General features: G+C 72.7%; 16 protein-coding genes. 3 read left to right on the forward strand and 13 right to left on the reverse strand.

Going from position 1 to position 14251, the window contains the following annotated elements; all coding sequences use genetic code 11:
- Window positions 1-28: 28 nt before the first annotated feature.
- Together ACGFQC_RS20225 and ACGFQC_RS20230 are read right to left on the reverse strand one after the other, a co-directional pair.
- Window positions 29-1258 (reverse strand): phosphodiester glycosidase family protein, encoded by a 1230-nt coding sequence (locus ACGFQC_RS20225; protein WP_363089783.1) that lies wholly within the window; start codon window positions 1256-1258, stop codon window positions 29-31.
- 147 nt (window positions 1259-1405) lie between these two features.
- Window positions 1406-1855 (reverse strand): carboxymuconolactone decarboxylase family protein, encoded by a 450-nt coding sequence (locus ACGFQC_RS20230; RefSeq protein ID WP_363089782.1) that lies wholly within the window; start codon window positions 1853-1855, stop codon window positions 1406-1408.
- A gap of 184 nt (window positions 1856-2039) precedes the next feature.
- Here ACGFQC_RS20230 and ligA point away from each other — a divergent pair, with 184 nt between their 5' ends.
- On the forward strand, window positions 2040-4163 hold the full coding sequence (ligA, locus tag ACGFQC_RS20235) for an NAD-dependent DNA ligase LigA (RefSeq protein ID WP_363089781.1): 2124 nt from the start codon (window positions 2040-2042) through the stop codon (window positions 4161-4163).
- 51 nt (window positions 4164-4214) lie between these two features.
- Here ligA and ACGFQC_RS20240 read toward each other — a convergent pair whose 3' ends face one another.
- The 5 genes from ACGFQC_RS20240 to ACGFQC_RS20260 all read right to left on the reverse strand — a co-directional run bounded on the left by ACGFQC_RS20240 (window position 4215) and on the right by ACGFQC_RS20260 (window position 7837).
- Window positions 4215-5816: a polyamine aminopropyltransferase gene (locus ACGFQC_RS20240; RefSeq protein WP_363089780.1), complete on the reverse strand. Its 1602-nt coding sequence runs from the start codon at window positions 5814-5816 to the stop codon at window positions 4215-4217.
- 11 nt (window positions 5817-5827) lie between these two features.
- On the reverse strand, window positions 5828-6268 hold the full coding sequence (locus ACGFQC_RS20245) for a DUF350 domain-containing protein (RefSeq protein ID WP_363089779.1): 441 nt from the start codon (window positions 6266-6268) through the stop codon (window positions 5828-5830).
- Between the two features lie 69 nt (window positions 6269-6337).
- Window positions 6338-6739 carry a DUF4247 domain-containing protein gene (locus ACGFQC_RS20250; RefSeq protein ID WP_363089778.1) on the reverse strand — a complete coding sequence of 134 codons (402 nt, stop codon included), beginning with the start codon at window positions 6737-6739 and terminating at the stop codon, window positions 6338-6340.
- Window positions 6736-7227, reverse strand: coding sequence for a DUF2617 family protein (locus tag ACGFQC_RS20255; RefSeq protein WP_363089777.1), 492 nt, complete (start codon window positions 7225-7227; stop codon window positions 6736-6738). Before ACGFQC_RS20255 ends, ACGFQC_RS20250 begins: the two co-directional genes overlap by 4 nt.
- 244 nt (window positions 7228-7471) lie before the next feature.
- Entirely contained in the window at window positions 7472-7837 is a 366-nt protein-coding gene (locus tag ACGFQC_RS20260) for a DUF6629 family protein (protein WP_393288451.1), read from the reverse strand.
- Here ACGFQC_RS20260 and ACGFQC_RS20265 point away from each other — a divergent pair.
- Entirely contained in the window at window positions 7823-8980 is a 1158-nt protein-coding gene (locus tag ACGFQC_RS20265; RefSeq protein ID WP_363089775.1) for a right-handed parallel beta-helix repeat-containing protein, read from the forward strand. The genes ACGFQC_RS20260 and ACGFQC_RS20265 overlap by 15 nt on opposite strands.
- A gap of 49 nt (window positions 8981-9029) precedes the next feature.
- Entirely contained in the window at window positions 9030-10058 is a 1029-nt protein-coding gene (locus ACGFQC_RS20270; protein WP_363089774.1) for a methyltransferase, read from the forward strand.
- A 68-nt stretch (window positions 10059-10126) separates the two neighbouring features.
- Here ACGFQC_RS20270 and ACGFQC_RS20275 read toward each other — a convergent pair whose 3' ends face one another.
- From ACGFQC_RS20275 to ACGFQC_RS20300, 6 genes are read right to left on the reverse strand one after another with little or no spacing between them, the layout of a single operon-like run.
- Window positions 10127-10462 carry a TcmI family type II polyketide cyclase gene (locus ACGFQC_RS20275; protein WP_363089773.1) on the reverse strand — a complete coding sequence of 112 codons (336 nt, stop codon included), beginning with the start codon at window positions 10460-10462 and terminating at the stop codon, window positions 10127-10129.
- A 17-nt stretch (window positions 10463-10479) separates the two neighbouring features.
- Window positions 10480-10959, reverse strand: coding sequence for an SRPBCC family protein (locus ACGFQC_RS20280; protein WP_363089772.1), 480 nt, complete (start codon window positions 10957-10959; stop codon window positions 10480-10482).
- 1 nt (window position 10960) lies between these two features.
- Window positions 10961-11218, reverse strand: coding sequence for an acyl carrier protein (locus ACGFQC_RS20285; protein WP_363089771.1), 258 nt, complete (start codon window positions 11216-11218; stop codon window positions 10961-10963).
- A 57-nt stretch (window positions 11219-11275) separates the two neighbouring features.
- Complete coding sequence (locus ACGFQC_RS20290; protein WP_363089770.1) at window positions 11276-12526, reverse strand: ketosynthase chain-length factor; 1251 nt, start codon at window positions 12524-12526, stop codon at window positions 11276-11278.
- Window positions 12523-13791 (reverse strand): beta-ketoacyl-[acyl-carrier-protein] synthase family protein, encoded by a 1269-nt coding sequence (locus ACGFQC_RS20295; protein WP_363089769.1) that lies wholly within the window; start codon window positions 13789-13791, stop codon window positions 12523-12525. Before ACGFQC_RS20295 ends, ACGFQC_RS20290 begins: the two co-directional genes overlap by 4 nt.
- Window positions 13788-14249 carry a cupin domain-containing protein gene (locus ACGFQC_RS20300; RefSeq protein WP_363089768.1) on the reverse strand — a complete coding sequence of 154 codons (462 nt, stop codon included), beginning with the start codon at window positions 14247-14249 and terminating at the stop codon, window positions 13788-13790. Before ACGFQC_RS20300 ends, ACGFQC_RS20295 begins: the two co-directional genes overlap by 4 nt.
- Window positions 14250-14251: the final 2 nt, after the last annotated feature.

Raw genomic sequence — 14251 nt, forward strand, 5'->3', positions numbered from 1 at the left:
GGCTGAACCGGCCCCCGCGCGGGCCGGTTCACCGGGTGAACACCCCGATGCCGTTCGGCACGGCACGCTCCGCCCCGGCCGAGGGGTGGTTGCGCACCGACACCGTGGCCGCACCCGGCTCCCGCGCCACCAGGGTCGAGGAGCCGCCGCCGTCCAGGCTGAAGCCCTCGGTCGCCCCGAGGTCCCCGAGAGCGGCCGCGACCTCGGCGATCGTCAGGCCCCCGCGGTACGCCGGCGCACCGTCGACCGCGAACAGCAGCACCCGCCGCCCGCCGTTCGCGATGCCCACCGCGGTGCGGACCGCCGAGGTCCGCGTGTCCAGGCCCGTCGACGGCCGCCCACCGGTGAGCACCGGGTGACCGCCGAGGGCGAAGCGGTAGGCGCGCCGCGAGGCGGCCGCGAGACCGTACCGCACCGTCACCCGCTGCCCCGTGACCAGCTTCCTGAGCTTCTCCGCGCCCGCCTCCCGGCCGACGAGCACCGTCGTGCCCGCCGCGATGGCGCCGCCGCCCGGCGTGGCCGAGGCGGACACCACCCGGCCCTGCCGCACCGTCACCTCGTAGGTGTCGGTGCCGCACGGCGCGGCCCGGTCGGTGTCGGTGCCGCAGGTGGCCCGCACCCGGGAGGCGCTGCCCCAGTCGGAGTTGTAGGCGCCGATGGAGTCCTCCGGCAGCGCGTACTGGTTGAGGCCGCCCAGCGGCCACCGCCGGCCGGGCGTGAGGAGCGTGCCGACGAGCGTCAGGCGGTCCAGTCGGGCCCGTCCGTCACCGCTCACGCCCACCACGTCGTCGGTGTCCGTACCGGGCGGCAGTTCGGGGCCGAACCGCTGCCCCGTCGGCACGGCGGCCTTGAGCACCCTGCCGTTCGCGATGGCGGGGCCCACGCTCGCGCCGGTCGCGGCGACGCCCGGGTGCTGCGCCTCGGTGATGTGGAAGAAGTCCCCGTTGATGCCGGCGACGGCCCTGTGGGCGGTGGCCTGCCGGGAGACGGTGGCGCGGGCCGCGACCTTTCCCGGGTGCAACAGGCCCAGGCCCACACGGGTGTCGGTCAGGTCGACGCCGAGCACGTGCACGTGCGTCACGCCGGCTGCCGCATCGAGGTCGTACTGCCGGTACACCACGCCGGCCGCGATGGTGGTCCCCGTCGCCGCCCTGGCCGGTGCCGCCCCCGTCAGGGCGGCACCGGCCAGCGTGCAGAGTGCCGTCAGAAGCGTCAGTGACGTTCTGCTTGCGCGGGACCGTTTTTGACTTCCCGTCACCCGACCTCCTGCCTCGTGCGGGCGGCAACCTTCTCACGGGGGCGGGGGCCGCCGCGGCAGCGCGGACGTGAACGGCGCGGACGGGTGAGGCGTGGGGTCCGGGTCCGGGTCCGGGTGGTGGGGGGCGTTCCGTGCCGGCCGGACCGGTCAGCGCACCGGGTGCCCGCTCAGGACGGAGACCCGGTTGAAGGCGTTGATGGTGACCGCCACCCAGATCACCGCCGCGATCTGGTCCTCGGTGAGGGCCTCGCGGGCGTCGGCGTACGCGGCCTCCTGCACGGCGGCGTCGGTGGGGGAGGTGGTCGCCTCCGCCAGCGCCAGGGCCGCCCGCTCCAGCGGGCTGAACAGTTCGGTCTCCCGCCACGCGGCGAGCACGCCGAGCCGCCGGGTCGACTCCCCGGCGCGCAGGGCGGCCCTGGTGTGCAGGTCGAGGCAGAAGGCGCAGCCGTTGAGCTGTGAGACGCGCAGGTTGACCAGTTCCACGACGGTGCGCTCCAGGCCCGCCTCGGCGGCGGTCGCGCGCACGGCCTCGGAGGTCTGCACGAGCGCGTGGTAGGCCTTGGGGCTCTGCTTGTCGATGAAGATCCGTCGAGTCATAGTTGAATATAAAACATTCTTGAGGAGGTCGGGAGCACCGGACGAGCGGTGGCGCACGAGCGGTGGCCGTACGGCGGACGCTGCCGCAGCGTACCCGGTGCCCGGCCCGCCCCGACGGCGCAGGGTGCCCCGACGCCCGCCCGTGCGAGGGGCGTTGTCAGTGGTGGGAGGCAGGATGACGGGCATGACGACACCTGCCGCACAGATCGTGGATGCCGCCGCCTACGCGCAGGCGGTCGAGGACGCCGTGCGGGCGTCCGCCGCCTACTACACCGGGGGCACCTCGGTGCTGGACGACGACGCCTACGACCGGCTGGTGCGAGGCATCGCGGACTGGGAGGCGGCCCATCCCGGCCAGGTGCTGCCCGACTCGCCCAGCGGCAAGGTGGCCGGCGGCGCCGTCGAGGGCGACGTCCCGCACACGATCGCGATGCTCAGCCTGGACAACGTGTTCTCGCCGGAGGGGTTCACCGCCTGGGCCGCCTCGCTGGCGCGGCGCGTCGGCCACGAGAGCGAGCGGTACAGCGTCGAGCCGAAGCTGGACGGCCTGGCGGTCGCGGCCCGTTACACCGAAGGCCGCCTGACACGGCTGATCACGCGGGGTGACGGGACGGCGGGCGAGGACGTCACGCACGCCGCCGGCACCATCGAGGGCCTGCCCGAGCGGCTGACCGAGCCGGTCACCGTGGAGGTGCGCGGCGAAGTCCTGATGACGACCGCCCAGTTCGAGCACGCGGGCGAGGTCCGCACCGCCCACGGCGGCCAGCCGTTCGCCAACCCGCGCAACGCCGCCGCCGGCACCCTGCGGGCCAAGGACCGCGCCTACACCGTGCCGATGACCTTCTTCGGCTACGGCCTGCTGCCCCTCGCCGGCACCGAGGCCGGCCTCGCCGCCGCCCTCGGCGAGGCCGCCCACAGCGAACTGATGGCCCGGGCCGCGACGCTCGGCGTGAACACGACCGCCACGACGGCCGTACCCGGCGTCACCGCGGACACCGTGGAGGACGTCCTGGCCCGGGTGCGGGAGATCGCCGACCTGCGGCCGCGACTGCCCTTCGGCATCGACGGGATCGTCGTCAAGGCCGACCTGGCCGCCGACCAGCGGGCCGCCGGGGCGGGCTCCAGAGCCCCGCGCTGGGCGATCGCCTACAAGCTGCCGGCCGTCGAGAAGATCACCCGCCTGCTGGAGGTGGAGTGGAACGTGGGCCGTACCGGCATCATCGCGCCCCGCGCCGTCCTCGCCCCGGTGGAGATCGACGGCTCCACCATCACCTACGCCACCCTTCACAACCCGGCCGACATCACCCGCCGCGACCTGCGCCTGGGCGACCACGTGATGGTCCACCGGGCGGGTGACGTCATCCCGCGCGTCGAGGCGCCCGTCGCCCATCTGCGCACCGGCGGGGAACAGCCGATCGTCTTCCCCCAGGTGTGCCCGCGCTGCGGATCGGCGATCGACACGAGCGAGCAGCGCTGGCGCTGTGAGAACGGCCGCAACTGCCACCTGGTCGCCTCCCTCTCCTACGCCGCCGGACGCGACCAGCTCGACATCGAGGGCCTCGGCCACACCCGCGTCGTGCAGCTCGTCGAGGCGGGCCTGGTGGCCGATCTCGCCGACCTGTTCACCCTCACCCGCGAGCAGCTCCTCGGCCTGGACCGGATGGGCGGGACCAGTACCGACAACCTCCTCGCCGCCCTCGCCACGGCCAAGGGCCGGCCGCTGGCGCGGGTGCTGTGCGCACTCGGCGTGCGCGGCACCGGACGCTCCATGTCCCGCCGCATCGCCCGGTACTTCGCCACCATGGACCACCTGCGCGCCGCCGACGCGGAGACGATCCAGCGGGTGGAGGGCATCGGCACCGAGAAGGCCCCGTCCATCGTCGCGGAACTCGCCGAACTGGCCCCGCTCATCGACAAATTGGCCGCGGTCGGCGTCAACATGACCGAGCCCGGGGCGACCCCGCCCGCCCCGCCGTCCGACGAGACCGGCGGCGGCACCGGGCCGGCGGCCGCCGCGCACGCCACCGACACCGCCGACGTCACCGCGTCGGCCGGCGGGCCGCTGGCCGGCATGACGGTCGTGGTCACCGGCGCGATGACCGGCCCGCTGGAGAAGCTCAGCCGCAACGAGATGAACGAACTGGTGGAACGGGCCGGCGGCCGCTCCTCCTCCAGCGTCTCCAAGCGGACGAGCCTGGTCGTCGCCGGGGAGGGCGCCGGTTCCAAGCGGGCCAAGGCGGAGTCCCTGGGCGTGCGGCTGGCCACCCCCGACGAGTTCGCCGTTCTCGTCGCCGGCCTCATCGGCTGACCGGGGCCGCCCCGGGCGGAGCCGGCCCCGCTCCGGTTCCGCCCGGCGGGCTCAGTAGTTCTTCCACTCGTCGAGCACGTACTCCAGCACGGTCGGTTCCATCAGCGTGCTCGGCCGCACGTCCTCGCGGCGGCGGTCGACGGGGAACACCGCGGCCGCCTTCAGGACCGAGTCGTCCAGGTAGCGCAGGCGGGGGGCGTCCGGGGCCAGTCGCAGCGGCGGGGGAGCGGTGCCGCCGCGGGTGGCCAGCACGAATCCCCAGTTGCCGAAGCTCGGCACGTCGACCTGGAACTCGGTCGTGGCGTACCCGGCCGCCTCCACCGTCGCCGCGATCGACCAGAACGTCTTCGGCGCGAAGAACGGCGACCCGCTCTGCACCATGACCTGGCTCCGCGGCGTGAGGACCTGGCCGAGCAGGGTGTAGAACTCCACCGAGTACAGCTTGGCCAGCGCCGCCGTGTCCGGGTCCGGGAAGTCGATGACGACCGCGTCGTACCGCTGCCGGGCGCCGCGCAGCCAGTTGAAGGCGTCGGCGTTGACCACCTGGACCCTGGGGTCGGCGAACGCCCCGCCGTTCAGCTCGCGCAGCGGTGCGAAGTCACGGGCCAGTTCGGTCATCGCCGGGTCCAGCTCGACGAGCGTCACGTGCCGTACGCCGTCGTAGCGCAGCACCTCGCGCAGGGCGAGCCCGTCGCCACCGCCCAGGATCAGCACGTCGCCGCGTCCCCGCGACAGCGCGGGGTGCACGAGCGACTCGTGGTAGCGGTACTCGTCGACGGAGCTGAACTGGAGGTCCCCGTTGAGGAAGAGGCGCATGTCCGCACCGCCGGTGAAGGCGGTGGAGCGGGTGACGACGATCTCCTGGTACGGCGTCGTCTCGGCGTGCACGATCGGGTCCTGGTACATCTGCTGGCGCGCGGTGACCTCGAGGTCGTCCGCCAGCGCGTACGCCGTACCGAGCACGGCCAGGACCGCCGTCACGCCGCAGAGGAGGCCGACCTGGACGAAACGCCGGGTCTGCCGGCGGAAGATGAACAGCACCACGAGGACGCCGGCCACCGCGTTGACCGCGCCGACCACCAGCGCGCCCCGCAGCTGTCCGAACGTCGGCAGGAGCAGCAGCGGGAAGCACAGCCCGCCCACCAGTGCCCCGATGTAGTCGACGGCGAACATGTCGGCGACGGCGCTGCCCGCCTCCTGCCGCCGGATCCGTTGCAGCAGCGTCATCAGCAGCGGGATCTCGGCCCCGATGAGGAGGCCGACCACCAGCGTGATCACGATCATCGCCGGGGTGTACAGCTGCAGCCAGGCGAACGCCGCGTACAGCACCAGCACGGACAGCCCGCCGACCAGCGCCAGTGCCCCCTCGACGAGGGCGAACGCGCCGACCGCGCGGCGGCGCAGCGGTTTGGCGGCGAGCGAGCCGAGACCCATCGCGAAGACCATCACGGAGATGACCACGGAGGTCTGGAGCACGGAGTTGCCGATGAGGTAGCTGCCCAGCGCGGTGAGCGCCAGCTCGTAGACGAGGCCGCAGGCGGCGCAGAGGAAGACGGCGAGCAGCAGGAGGAAGCGCGCCCCCCGGGTGTACCGGACGGCCGGGGGGCGGGAAGGGGCCGCGGCGTCGCGGCCCCGAAGTGCGGTGGTGCTCACGGGTGCGGTGCCTATGACAGTGCCGCGCCGACCATGAACGCGGTGCCGAGGTACATTCCGGCCTGGACCCAGGCGGCCGGGTGCGGACGGCCGTCGCTGCCGTCGTCGAGCGCGACCGCGCCCATCCGGCCCGGCGTGAGGTGGCCGATCACCATGCCGACCAGCGTCATCACCAGCACCCCGGCGAGGCCGTACAGGAGCGTGCTCAGCAGGCCGTGGCCCAGGCCCTCCTCGGACTCGCTGGCCCGGATGGCCTCCATGACGACCAGACCCACGGCGATCGACTGACTGCCCAGCAGCACCGCCGCGCCGCGGTTGCGGTCCGTCCACACCACGTGGAAGAGCTTGCCGGGCGTGACGAGGTCGAGGGCGATGAAGCCGACGGCCATCACCACGAGGCCCACGACTCCGTAGAGCAGGGCCTGGCCCGTCGACTCGAAGATCTCGGTCACTGTGTTGCCTTTCTTGACGGCGTCGTCGGGGTCTGGTGATGCCTCACGCGGGGAGCCGGCCCACCGGTGTCACTTGCCCTCGCCGGGGCCGCCGCCGCGGAAGCTGGCGCTGTCCGGGTTCGGCCAGTAGGTGAGGTGCGTGCCGTGCCGGTGGTAGCCGTTGCGGTAGTCCTCGATCTCGATCCGGCTGCCGCTCCGGTACGGCGACACGGTGACCATGTCGTCGCCGTAGCGCAGGAACTCCATGCTCCCGCCGGACGCGCGGTCGAGGGCCGCGCGGTGCCCGTGGATGGCGTCGGCCACCTGCGTCGGGGACTTGCTCGCAACGACCCAGTCCGTGCCGCTCTCGGTGTACGTGTCGCGTATCCAGCCGCGCGGCACCCCGTCGGCGCCGTCGGAGGAACAGGCGGCCAGCAGGGCGGCGGCCAGCACGGCCGCCACCGCTGCGCGGACGAGTCGGGCGCTCTTCATCGGGCCTCCAGCCGCGTGTACGTCGATACGATCTGGCCGTGCTGGGGATACGTGTGCCAGGTGCGCCAGACCAGCCCGCCGCCGGGCGGTCCGTCGGCCGCCTCGACGACGACGGCCGTCAGCGCCTCCGGCGACCCGGGGAAGATCCCGCACAGGCTGTCGGGGTTGCCGGCGACCTGACGACGGATCCCCGCCACCCGGTCGCTGAAGCCCGCGGGGTCCAGACGCCGGGTGTCGGCCGTGAAGTCGTAGCTCCAGCCGGGCAGTTGACGGTTGTACGCCCCGGGCAGGCCCTTCACGGAGCCCAGCAGGCACGCCACGGTCTCCCGTACGGGACCGGCGAAGACCTGGTGCGAGGCGCCGAGCAGCCGCAGACGGACGTCGAGCCCACCCACGGTCGTCTCGTGCTCGGCGAGGGCCGGCCGTTCGTCCAGGTCCAGCGAGAAGCAGAGCTGGTCCGCGTCCGTGTCCAGGTAGGGGGCGTCCAAGGCTATGGCGTGCAGGTGGCCCCCCCGGTCGGATCTTGCTATGAGCGGCGCCGAGTATGACACATGTGGCGCTGGGGGTTTCACGTGCGGGGGAGGAACGATCGGTTCCCCGTCGCGGCGCCGCCCGCCCGGAAGATCACCGGGGACCCGGCCACGCCCACCCGGTGTGAGGGTGAACCGCCTTACCGCGAAGTGGAGTTCGAGCAGACTGCCGCCCGGTTCCCGGAGCGGCCGACGCCGGTGCTCACCGAGGCGCCGGCCGGTCGCGGACCCGGCCGAGCAGCAGCACCGAGCACACCGCCGCGAAGGCGCGCCAGGTGGAGACGGACTCCAGCCGCCACAGCGTCCAGCAGATCAGCGCGCCCACGGCGACGAAGATCCCCGGCACCAGCAGCCGCCGGCCGCCGGACAGCAGGAGGGAACCCACCGTGGCCGGCGGACAGCCGGCGACGAGAAGGGCGGGAGGGGACAGGCCGGTCGCACAGCCGATCGTGTGCCCCGGATCTCGGCCGCCCCGCGACGCGCCGCCCCGCAACACGCCAACGTACGGCCGATACCGCCGGGCCGCCGACCCGTCGAGCATATTGTCCGGAATATGAAGAAATGCCATCTCGTGTACCTCGCGTGCACCGCCACGGTCGTGGGGACGGGCCTCGGCGCCGCCCCGGCGTCCGCGGGCCACATGACCCACGTGGTCCACGCGGGACAGTCGATCCAGAAGGCGGTGGACGCCGCCGAGCCCGGTGACACGGTGCTGATCACCCGGGGCACCTACCGGGAGAGCGTCACGGTGACCACCCCCGGACTGACCCTGCGAGGCCTGGGCCGGGGCGTGGTGATCCAGCCGGCCGCCGCCAAGACCACCGGCAAGACCGCGACCAAGACCACCGACAAGTCCACGGGCAGGGCCACCGACAAGTCCACGGGCAGGGCCGCCACCGGCAAGGACGCCGCCAAGGCCACCGACACCTGCGCCGCGGCCGGCAACGGCATCTGCGTGGTCGGGACGAAGAACCGCAAGCTCGAGGACGTCACCCTCGCCTCCCTGACCGTCACCGGCTTCACCCGCAGCGGCGTGTACGCCGCCGACACCGACCGGCTGACGGTGCGCAAGGTCACCGCGGTGAAGAACGGGGTGTGGGGCATCGCCCAGGAGGCGTCGGTGCGCGGTGTGTTCCGGGGCAACACCGCCCGGGACAACGGCGACGCGGGCCTCTTCCTCGCCAACACGATCACCGCCGAACAAGGTGCCACCGACACCGACGGCACGCGCGTCGAGCACAACCGGCTGGAGGGCAACCGGATCGGTGTGACCGTCCGCCGGCTGCGCAACCTCACCGTCGCGGAGAACTACGTCACCGGCAACTGCGCGGGCGTGTTCGTCGTCGGCGACGAGAACAAGCCCAGGGCCGGAGCGGTGACCGTCGCCGCGAACCGCATCGTGCGCAACAACAAGTCCTGCCCGAAGACCGCGCGGCTGGACGCCCTGCAGGGCTCCGGCATCGTCATGACCGGCACCGAGGAAACCCTGGTGACCCGGAACGTCATCCGGGACAACGCCGGGGAATCCCCGCTGTCCGGCGGCATCGTCCTGTTCAAGAGCTTCGTCGGCACCACCAGTGAGCGGAACCGGATCAGCGGCAACGAGCTGAGCGGCAACCTCCCGGCCGACCTCGTCGACCAGGAGACCGCCAAGGCCAACACCTTCGAGGCCAACTCCTGCCAGGTCTCCAGGCCCGCGGGCCTGTGTTGACCGGAAGGCCGTGACCACCCGTGAACACGACGAAGAGGAAAGGCGGCACATGACGACCGCAGAAACTGCCCCGGCGCCGTCCATGCGGCTGCGGGAGCTGGTGTTCGGGGCGGCCTGTGCCGCCGCCCTGCGCGCGACGGCCCGCCTGGGCGTCGCCGACGCCCTCGGTGACAGCCCCATGGCCGTGGAGGACCTCGCGGCCGCGGTGAAGGCCGAACCCAAGCCCCTGCGACGGCTGTTGCGAGCCGTCTCCTGCTACGGCGTCTTCGCCGAGCAGGGGGACGGGACCTTCGCGCACACCGAGATGTCCCGCCTGCTGCGCGAGGACGATCCGCACAGCCTGCGCTACATCACCCTGTGGTGCACCGAGCCGTGGACCTGGGAGGCCTGGCCGAAGCTCGACGAGGCCGTGCGCACCGGCCACAACGTCGTCGAGGACCTGTACGGCAAGGAGTTCTTCACCTACCTCAACGAGGACGCCCCCGAATCCGCGCTCGTCTTCAACCGGGCCATGACGACCTCCAGCGCGCAGTCCGCACGGGACGTCGCGGACCTCCTCGACCTGTCGGGGAGCGCCTCGGTCGCCGACATCGGAGGCGGCCAGGGGCATGTGGTGGCGAGCCTGCTGGAGAAGTACCCGGCACTGCACGGGACGCTCCTCGACCTGCCCCGCGTGGTGGAGAACGCCGACCCGCGGCTGCGTCCGGGCGGCGCGCTCGCGGACCGGATGCGCATCGTGCCCGGCGACTGCCGCGAGGCCGTCCCCGTCCAGGCCGATGTGTACATCATCAAGAACATCCTGGAGTGGGACGACGACAGCACCGCCCGGACCCTGCGCAACGTCATGGCGGCGGGCGGACCCGGCGCACGGGTCGTCGTCATCGAGAACCTCGTCGACGACTCGCCCTCGATGCGCTTCAGCACCGCCATGGACCTGCTGCTGCTCCTCAACGTGGGTGGCGCGAAGCACACCACCGAGAGCATGGTGAGCCGGCTGACCGGGGCGGGCCTGGTCATCGACGACATCCGGCCGGTCAACCCCTACCTGCACGCGTTCGACTGCACCGTGCCCGCGTGACACCCCCGCACCGACGGCGGCCGGCCCCGCGCACGTCGCGGGGCCGGCCGCCGTCGGTCATCGGCGTATCACGCCGTGGAGTCACGCTCCCAGCGGTAGAAGCAGTGCGCCATCGCGTCCTTCGGCGAACGCCAGGTCGCGGGGTCGTAGGCGCTGACGTACGCGCTCAGCCGCTCACTGATGGCCCGGAACTCCGGGTGCCCGGCCAGCTCGGAGATGGCCGGCGTCGGGTCCTGCTCGGCCTCGACGAGATGCATGTACACGTCGTCGAACTGGAAGAGGCTGCGCCGCGAGACGCCGATGAGGTGCGGCAGCTCCCCGCGGTCCGACTCCGCGAACAGCTTGGCGATGTCCGGGGCGGACCCCGGGGCCATCCGGGCGACGATCAGGGTCTGGTGCGTCATCCTGTCCTCCGTCCGGCTCAGTCGGCCAGGCTCGGCACGGGCCGGTGCTCCGTGGCCGCCTGCTCGATGCGGTCCCGGATCAGCGCCATCTGGACCTTGGAGTTCCGGTTGATGTTGTCCGTCATCCAGGCGTCGTCGACGGGGGCCTCGGGCTTCATCTCGAAGTCCTGGGTCCACACCATCCGGGTGCCCTGCGGCACCTCCTCGTAGCGCCACCGGATGTTCATGTAGGCGAACGGTCCGGTCTCGACGCGGCGGGCCCGCACGGTGAGCGCGGCGCGGTCCGCCTCCCGCTCGGAGACCCAGCTCCAGACCTTGCCGTTCTCGTCGGGGTGCATGGTGAGCCGGAAAGTGGTCTTCCCGCCCTCCTGCTCCAGGATCTCGGCGGAGGCGTACTCGCTGAACAGCTGCGGCCAGTTCGCCACGTCGTTGGTCATGTCCCAGACCAGGTCCAGCGGAGCGGCGATGACGATCTCGTTCTCGGTGTGTCCGGACATGTCACGCCCCTGCCAGCAGAGCACTGTTGACCTGGTCGAGGAACTGCCGGGGCGTCTTGCTGCGCTCCGCGTCCTGGGGCATCGGCGTGCCGTAGCGGTTCTCCAGCTCGCCCACGATGCCGAGCAGCCCGAGCGAGTCGATGCCGAGGGTGTCGAAGCCGACGTCGTACTGCCGCTGGAGGTCGTCCGGGGCGACGGTGACGCCGGCGGACTTCTTCATCAGTTCGGCCAGTTCCTCGACCGTGATGCGGTCACTCATGCGGTTCCTCTCCTTCTGCTGTGTTCCTGCTGCTCCGTGCTTCCTGGACGCGCCTCGTCACGAGGCGCCGGTGGCGCCGTGCCGCAGCACCAGCGCCGAGTTCGACCCCATCAGGCCCCGGCTGAGGACCAGCGCCGTGCGCAGTTCGGCGGGGCGGGCCCGGCCGGTCACCAGGTCGAGGTCGTGACAGACGTCGAAGACGTGCGGGGTGGGCGGGATCAGGCCGTGCTCCATGGCCAGCACCGCCGCCGCGGTGTCCAGCACCGGCGCCGCGCAGTAGCCGCGGCCGGTCCCGGTCTTCGGCGCGGTGACCGGCACCCGCCTGCCGTGCGCGCCGAGGGCGTCGGCGATGGCCAGCGCCTCGGCACGGTCCGCCTCCGGCACGCCGAGCGCGTCGGCGAAGACCACGTCGATCTCCTCCGGCGCGCACCCGGCGTCCGCCAGGGCCGCGCGGACGGCTTCCGCGAGACCCTCCCGGGACCGCTCCCACCGGGAGGCGCCGGTGAACGTCGCCGCGTGCCCCGCGAGGGTGGCCCGCACCCGCGCCCCGCGTTCCCGGGCCGCGGACCCGTCCTCGACGACGAACATGGCGCCGCCCTCGGCCGGCACGAACCCGCAGGCCCCCTCCGTGAAGGGGCGGTAGGCCCGCTCGGGGTCGTCGCAGGTGCTCAGCTCCTCGTAACCGAGCTGGCACACCACCGAGTACGGGGCGAGCGGCGCCTCGGTCGCGCCGGCCACGATCACCCCGGTGCCGCGTCGCACCGCGCGTGCCGCGTGCGCCAGGGCGTCCAGTCCGCCGGCCTCGTCGGAGGCGACGACCGAGCACGGCCCCTTGAAGCCGCGCCGGATGGAGACCTGGCCGGTGCTGGCGGCGTAGAACCAGGCGATCGACTGGTACGGCCCGACGAAGCGGCTGCCCTTGCCCCACAGTTGCTGGAGCTCGCGCTGGCCGAACTCGCCGCCGCCGGAACCGGCCGCGGTGACCACGCCCACCGAGTACGGCGCGTCACCGGTGTCGGCCTGGCCGAGGCGGGCGTCCTCCAGCGCGAGGTCGGCCGCGGCCAGCGCGAAGTGCGTGAACCGGTCGGTCTGGACGAGGTAGCGCTCCTCGACCGCCGCCGTCGGCTCGAAATCCCGCACCTCGCCCGCCACGCGCAGCGGGAGGTGTTCACAGCCCTCGCGGGTGACCCGGCCGAGGGCGCTGATGCCCTCCTGGGTGGATTTCCAGAAGGACTCGGTGCTGGCTCCGTTGGGCGCGACCACACCGATACCGGTGACGGCGGCGCGCCGCGGACGGGGTTCGGTCATCGTTCCCTCTCCCTCGGCCGGTTGAGGACCACCGCCGACTGGAAACCGCCGAACCCGCTGCCCACGGAGAGCACGCTGTTCAGCTTCCGCTCGCGCGCGTCACGCGGCACGTAGTCCAGGTCGCACTCGGGGTCCGGGGTCTCGTAGTTCGCGGTGGGCGGCACCACCTGGTGGGCCAGGGCCAGCACACAGGCGACGACCTCGATCGCGCCGATCGCGCCCAGGGAGTGCCCCACCATCGACTTGATGGAACTCATGGGCGTGCCGTAGGCGTGCTCGCCCAGGGTCCGCTTCACGGCGGCGGTCTCGTGCCGGTCGTTCTGCTTGGTCCCCGAGCCGTGCGCGTTGACGTAGTCGACCTCGGTGGGGTCGACCCGGGCGTGGTCGAGGGCGTCCTCGACGGCCCGTGCCATCTCCAGGCCCTCGCTGGTCAGACCGGTCATGTGGTAGGCGTTGCCGAAGGTCGCGTAACCGCCCAGCTCGCAGTAGACGTGCGCACCGCGGGCCCTGGCGTGTTCCAGTTCCTCCAGGACGAGCACCGCACCGCCCTCGCCCATGACGAAGCCGTCACGGTGGGCGTCGAAGGGGCGCGAGGCGTGCGCCGGGTCGTCGTTGTTGCACGACGTGGCCTTGATCGCGTCGAAGCAGGCCATGGTGATCGGGGAGATCGGCGAGTCCGAGGCGCCGGCGATGCAGATGTCGGCCCGGCCCTCCTCGATCGTGTGGAAGGCGTACCCGACCGCGTCGAGCCCGGAGGTGCAGCCCGTCGACACCGTCTGCACGGGCCCGCGCGCCTCGAACCGCTCCGCCACCGTGGAGGCCAGCGTGCTGGGCGAGAAAGCGCGGTGCAGGTGCGGCCGGGCCCTGCTGTGGTCCACGTCCCAGCGCTGTCCGCCGTGGCTGACCAGCACGTAGTCGTGTTCCAGGCGGGTGGTGCCGCCGACCGCGGTGCCCAGCGAGACACCCACCCGCCAGGGGTTCTCCCGGCCCAGGTCGAGACCGGAGTCCCGCACCGCCTCCTCCCCGGCGACCAGGGCGAACTGGATGTACCGGTCGCACCGGGCGACCTGCTCCGCGTCCAGCCCGTGTGCCGCCGGGTCGAAGTCGCACTCGGCCGCGATGCGCGACCGCAGGCCCGTCGGGTCGAAGAAGGTGATGCCCCGCGTCGCGGTGCGTCCGTGGGACAGCAGGTCCCAGAACGCCGGCACCCCGATGCCGCCCGGAGCGACGACGCCTATGCCGGTGACCGCCACCCGCCGGTTCATGAACCGACCTGCCGTCGTCCGGCCGTGCGGACCGCACCGCCGTGCGCGCCCTGCGCCGCCGCGGCGACGGGCTCGGTCTCCTCCGTGTCGACGTGCCCGAGCGGCGGGCTCGGCGCCAGCGGGCCCAGGTGGAAGACCAGGCGCGCCTCGACCTTGCCCACATTGCGGAAGCGGTGCCGCATGTGCATCGGGATCATCAGCCCCTGCTCGGGCTGGAGCGGGTGCGGTTCGCCGTCGAGGTCGACCTCCAGCTGCCCGCACACCACGTACACGAACTCCTCGGAGTACGGGTGGTAGTGCTCGCCGATGCGGTCACCCGGCTGGACGATGGCCACGCCCATGAAACCGCTGGTGGCGCCGGACGTGGTGGGCGTGAGCATGGCGCGCAGGTCACCGCCGCGCCGGGTGTTGGGCTCGACCTCGCTGAGGTCCACGATTCTGGGACGGGATGTGATCACGA

Source organism: Streptomyces sp. NPDC048734 (genome assembly GCF_043198675.1).
Taxonomy (GTDB): domain Bacteria; phylum Actinomycetota; class Actinomycetes; order Streptomycetales; family Streptomycetaceae; genus Streptomyces.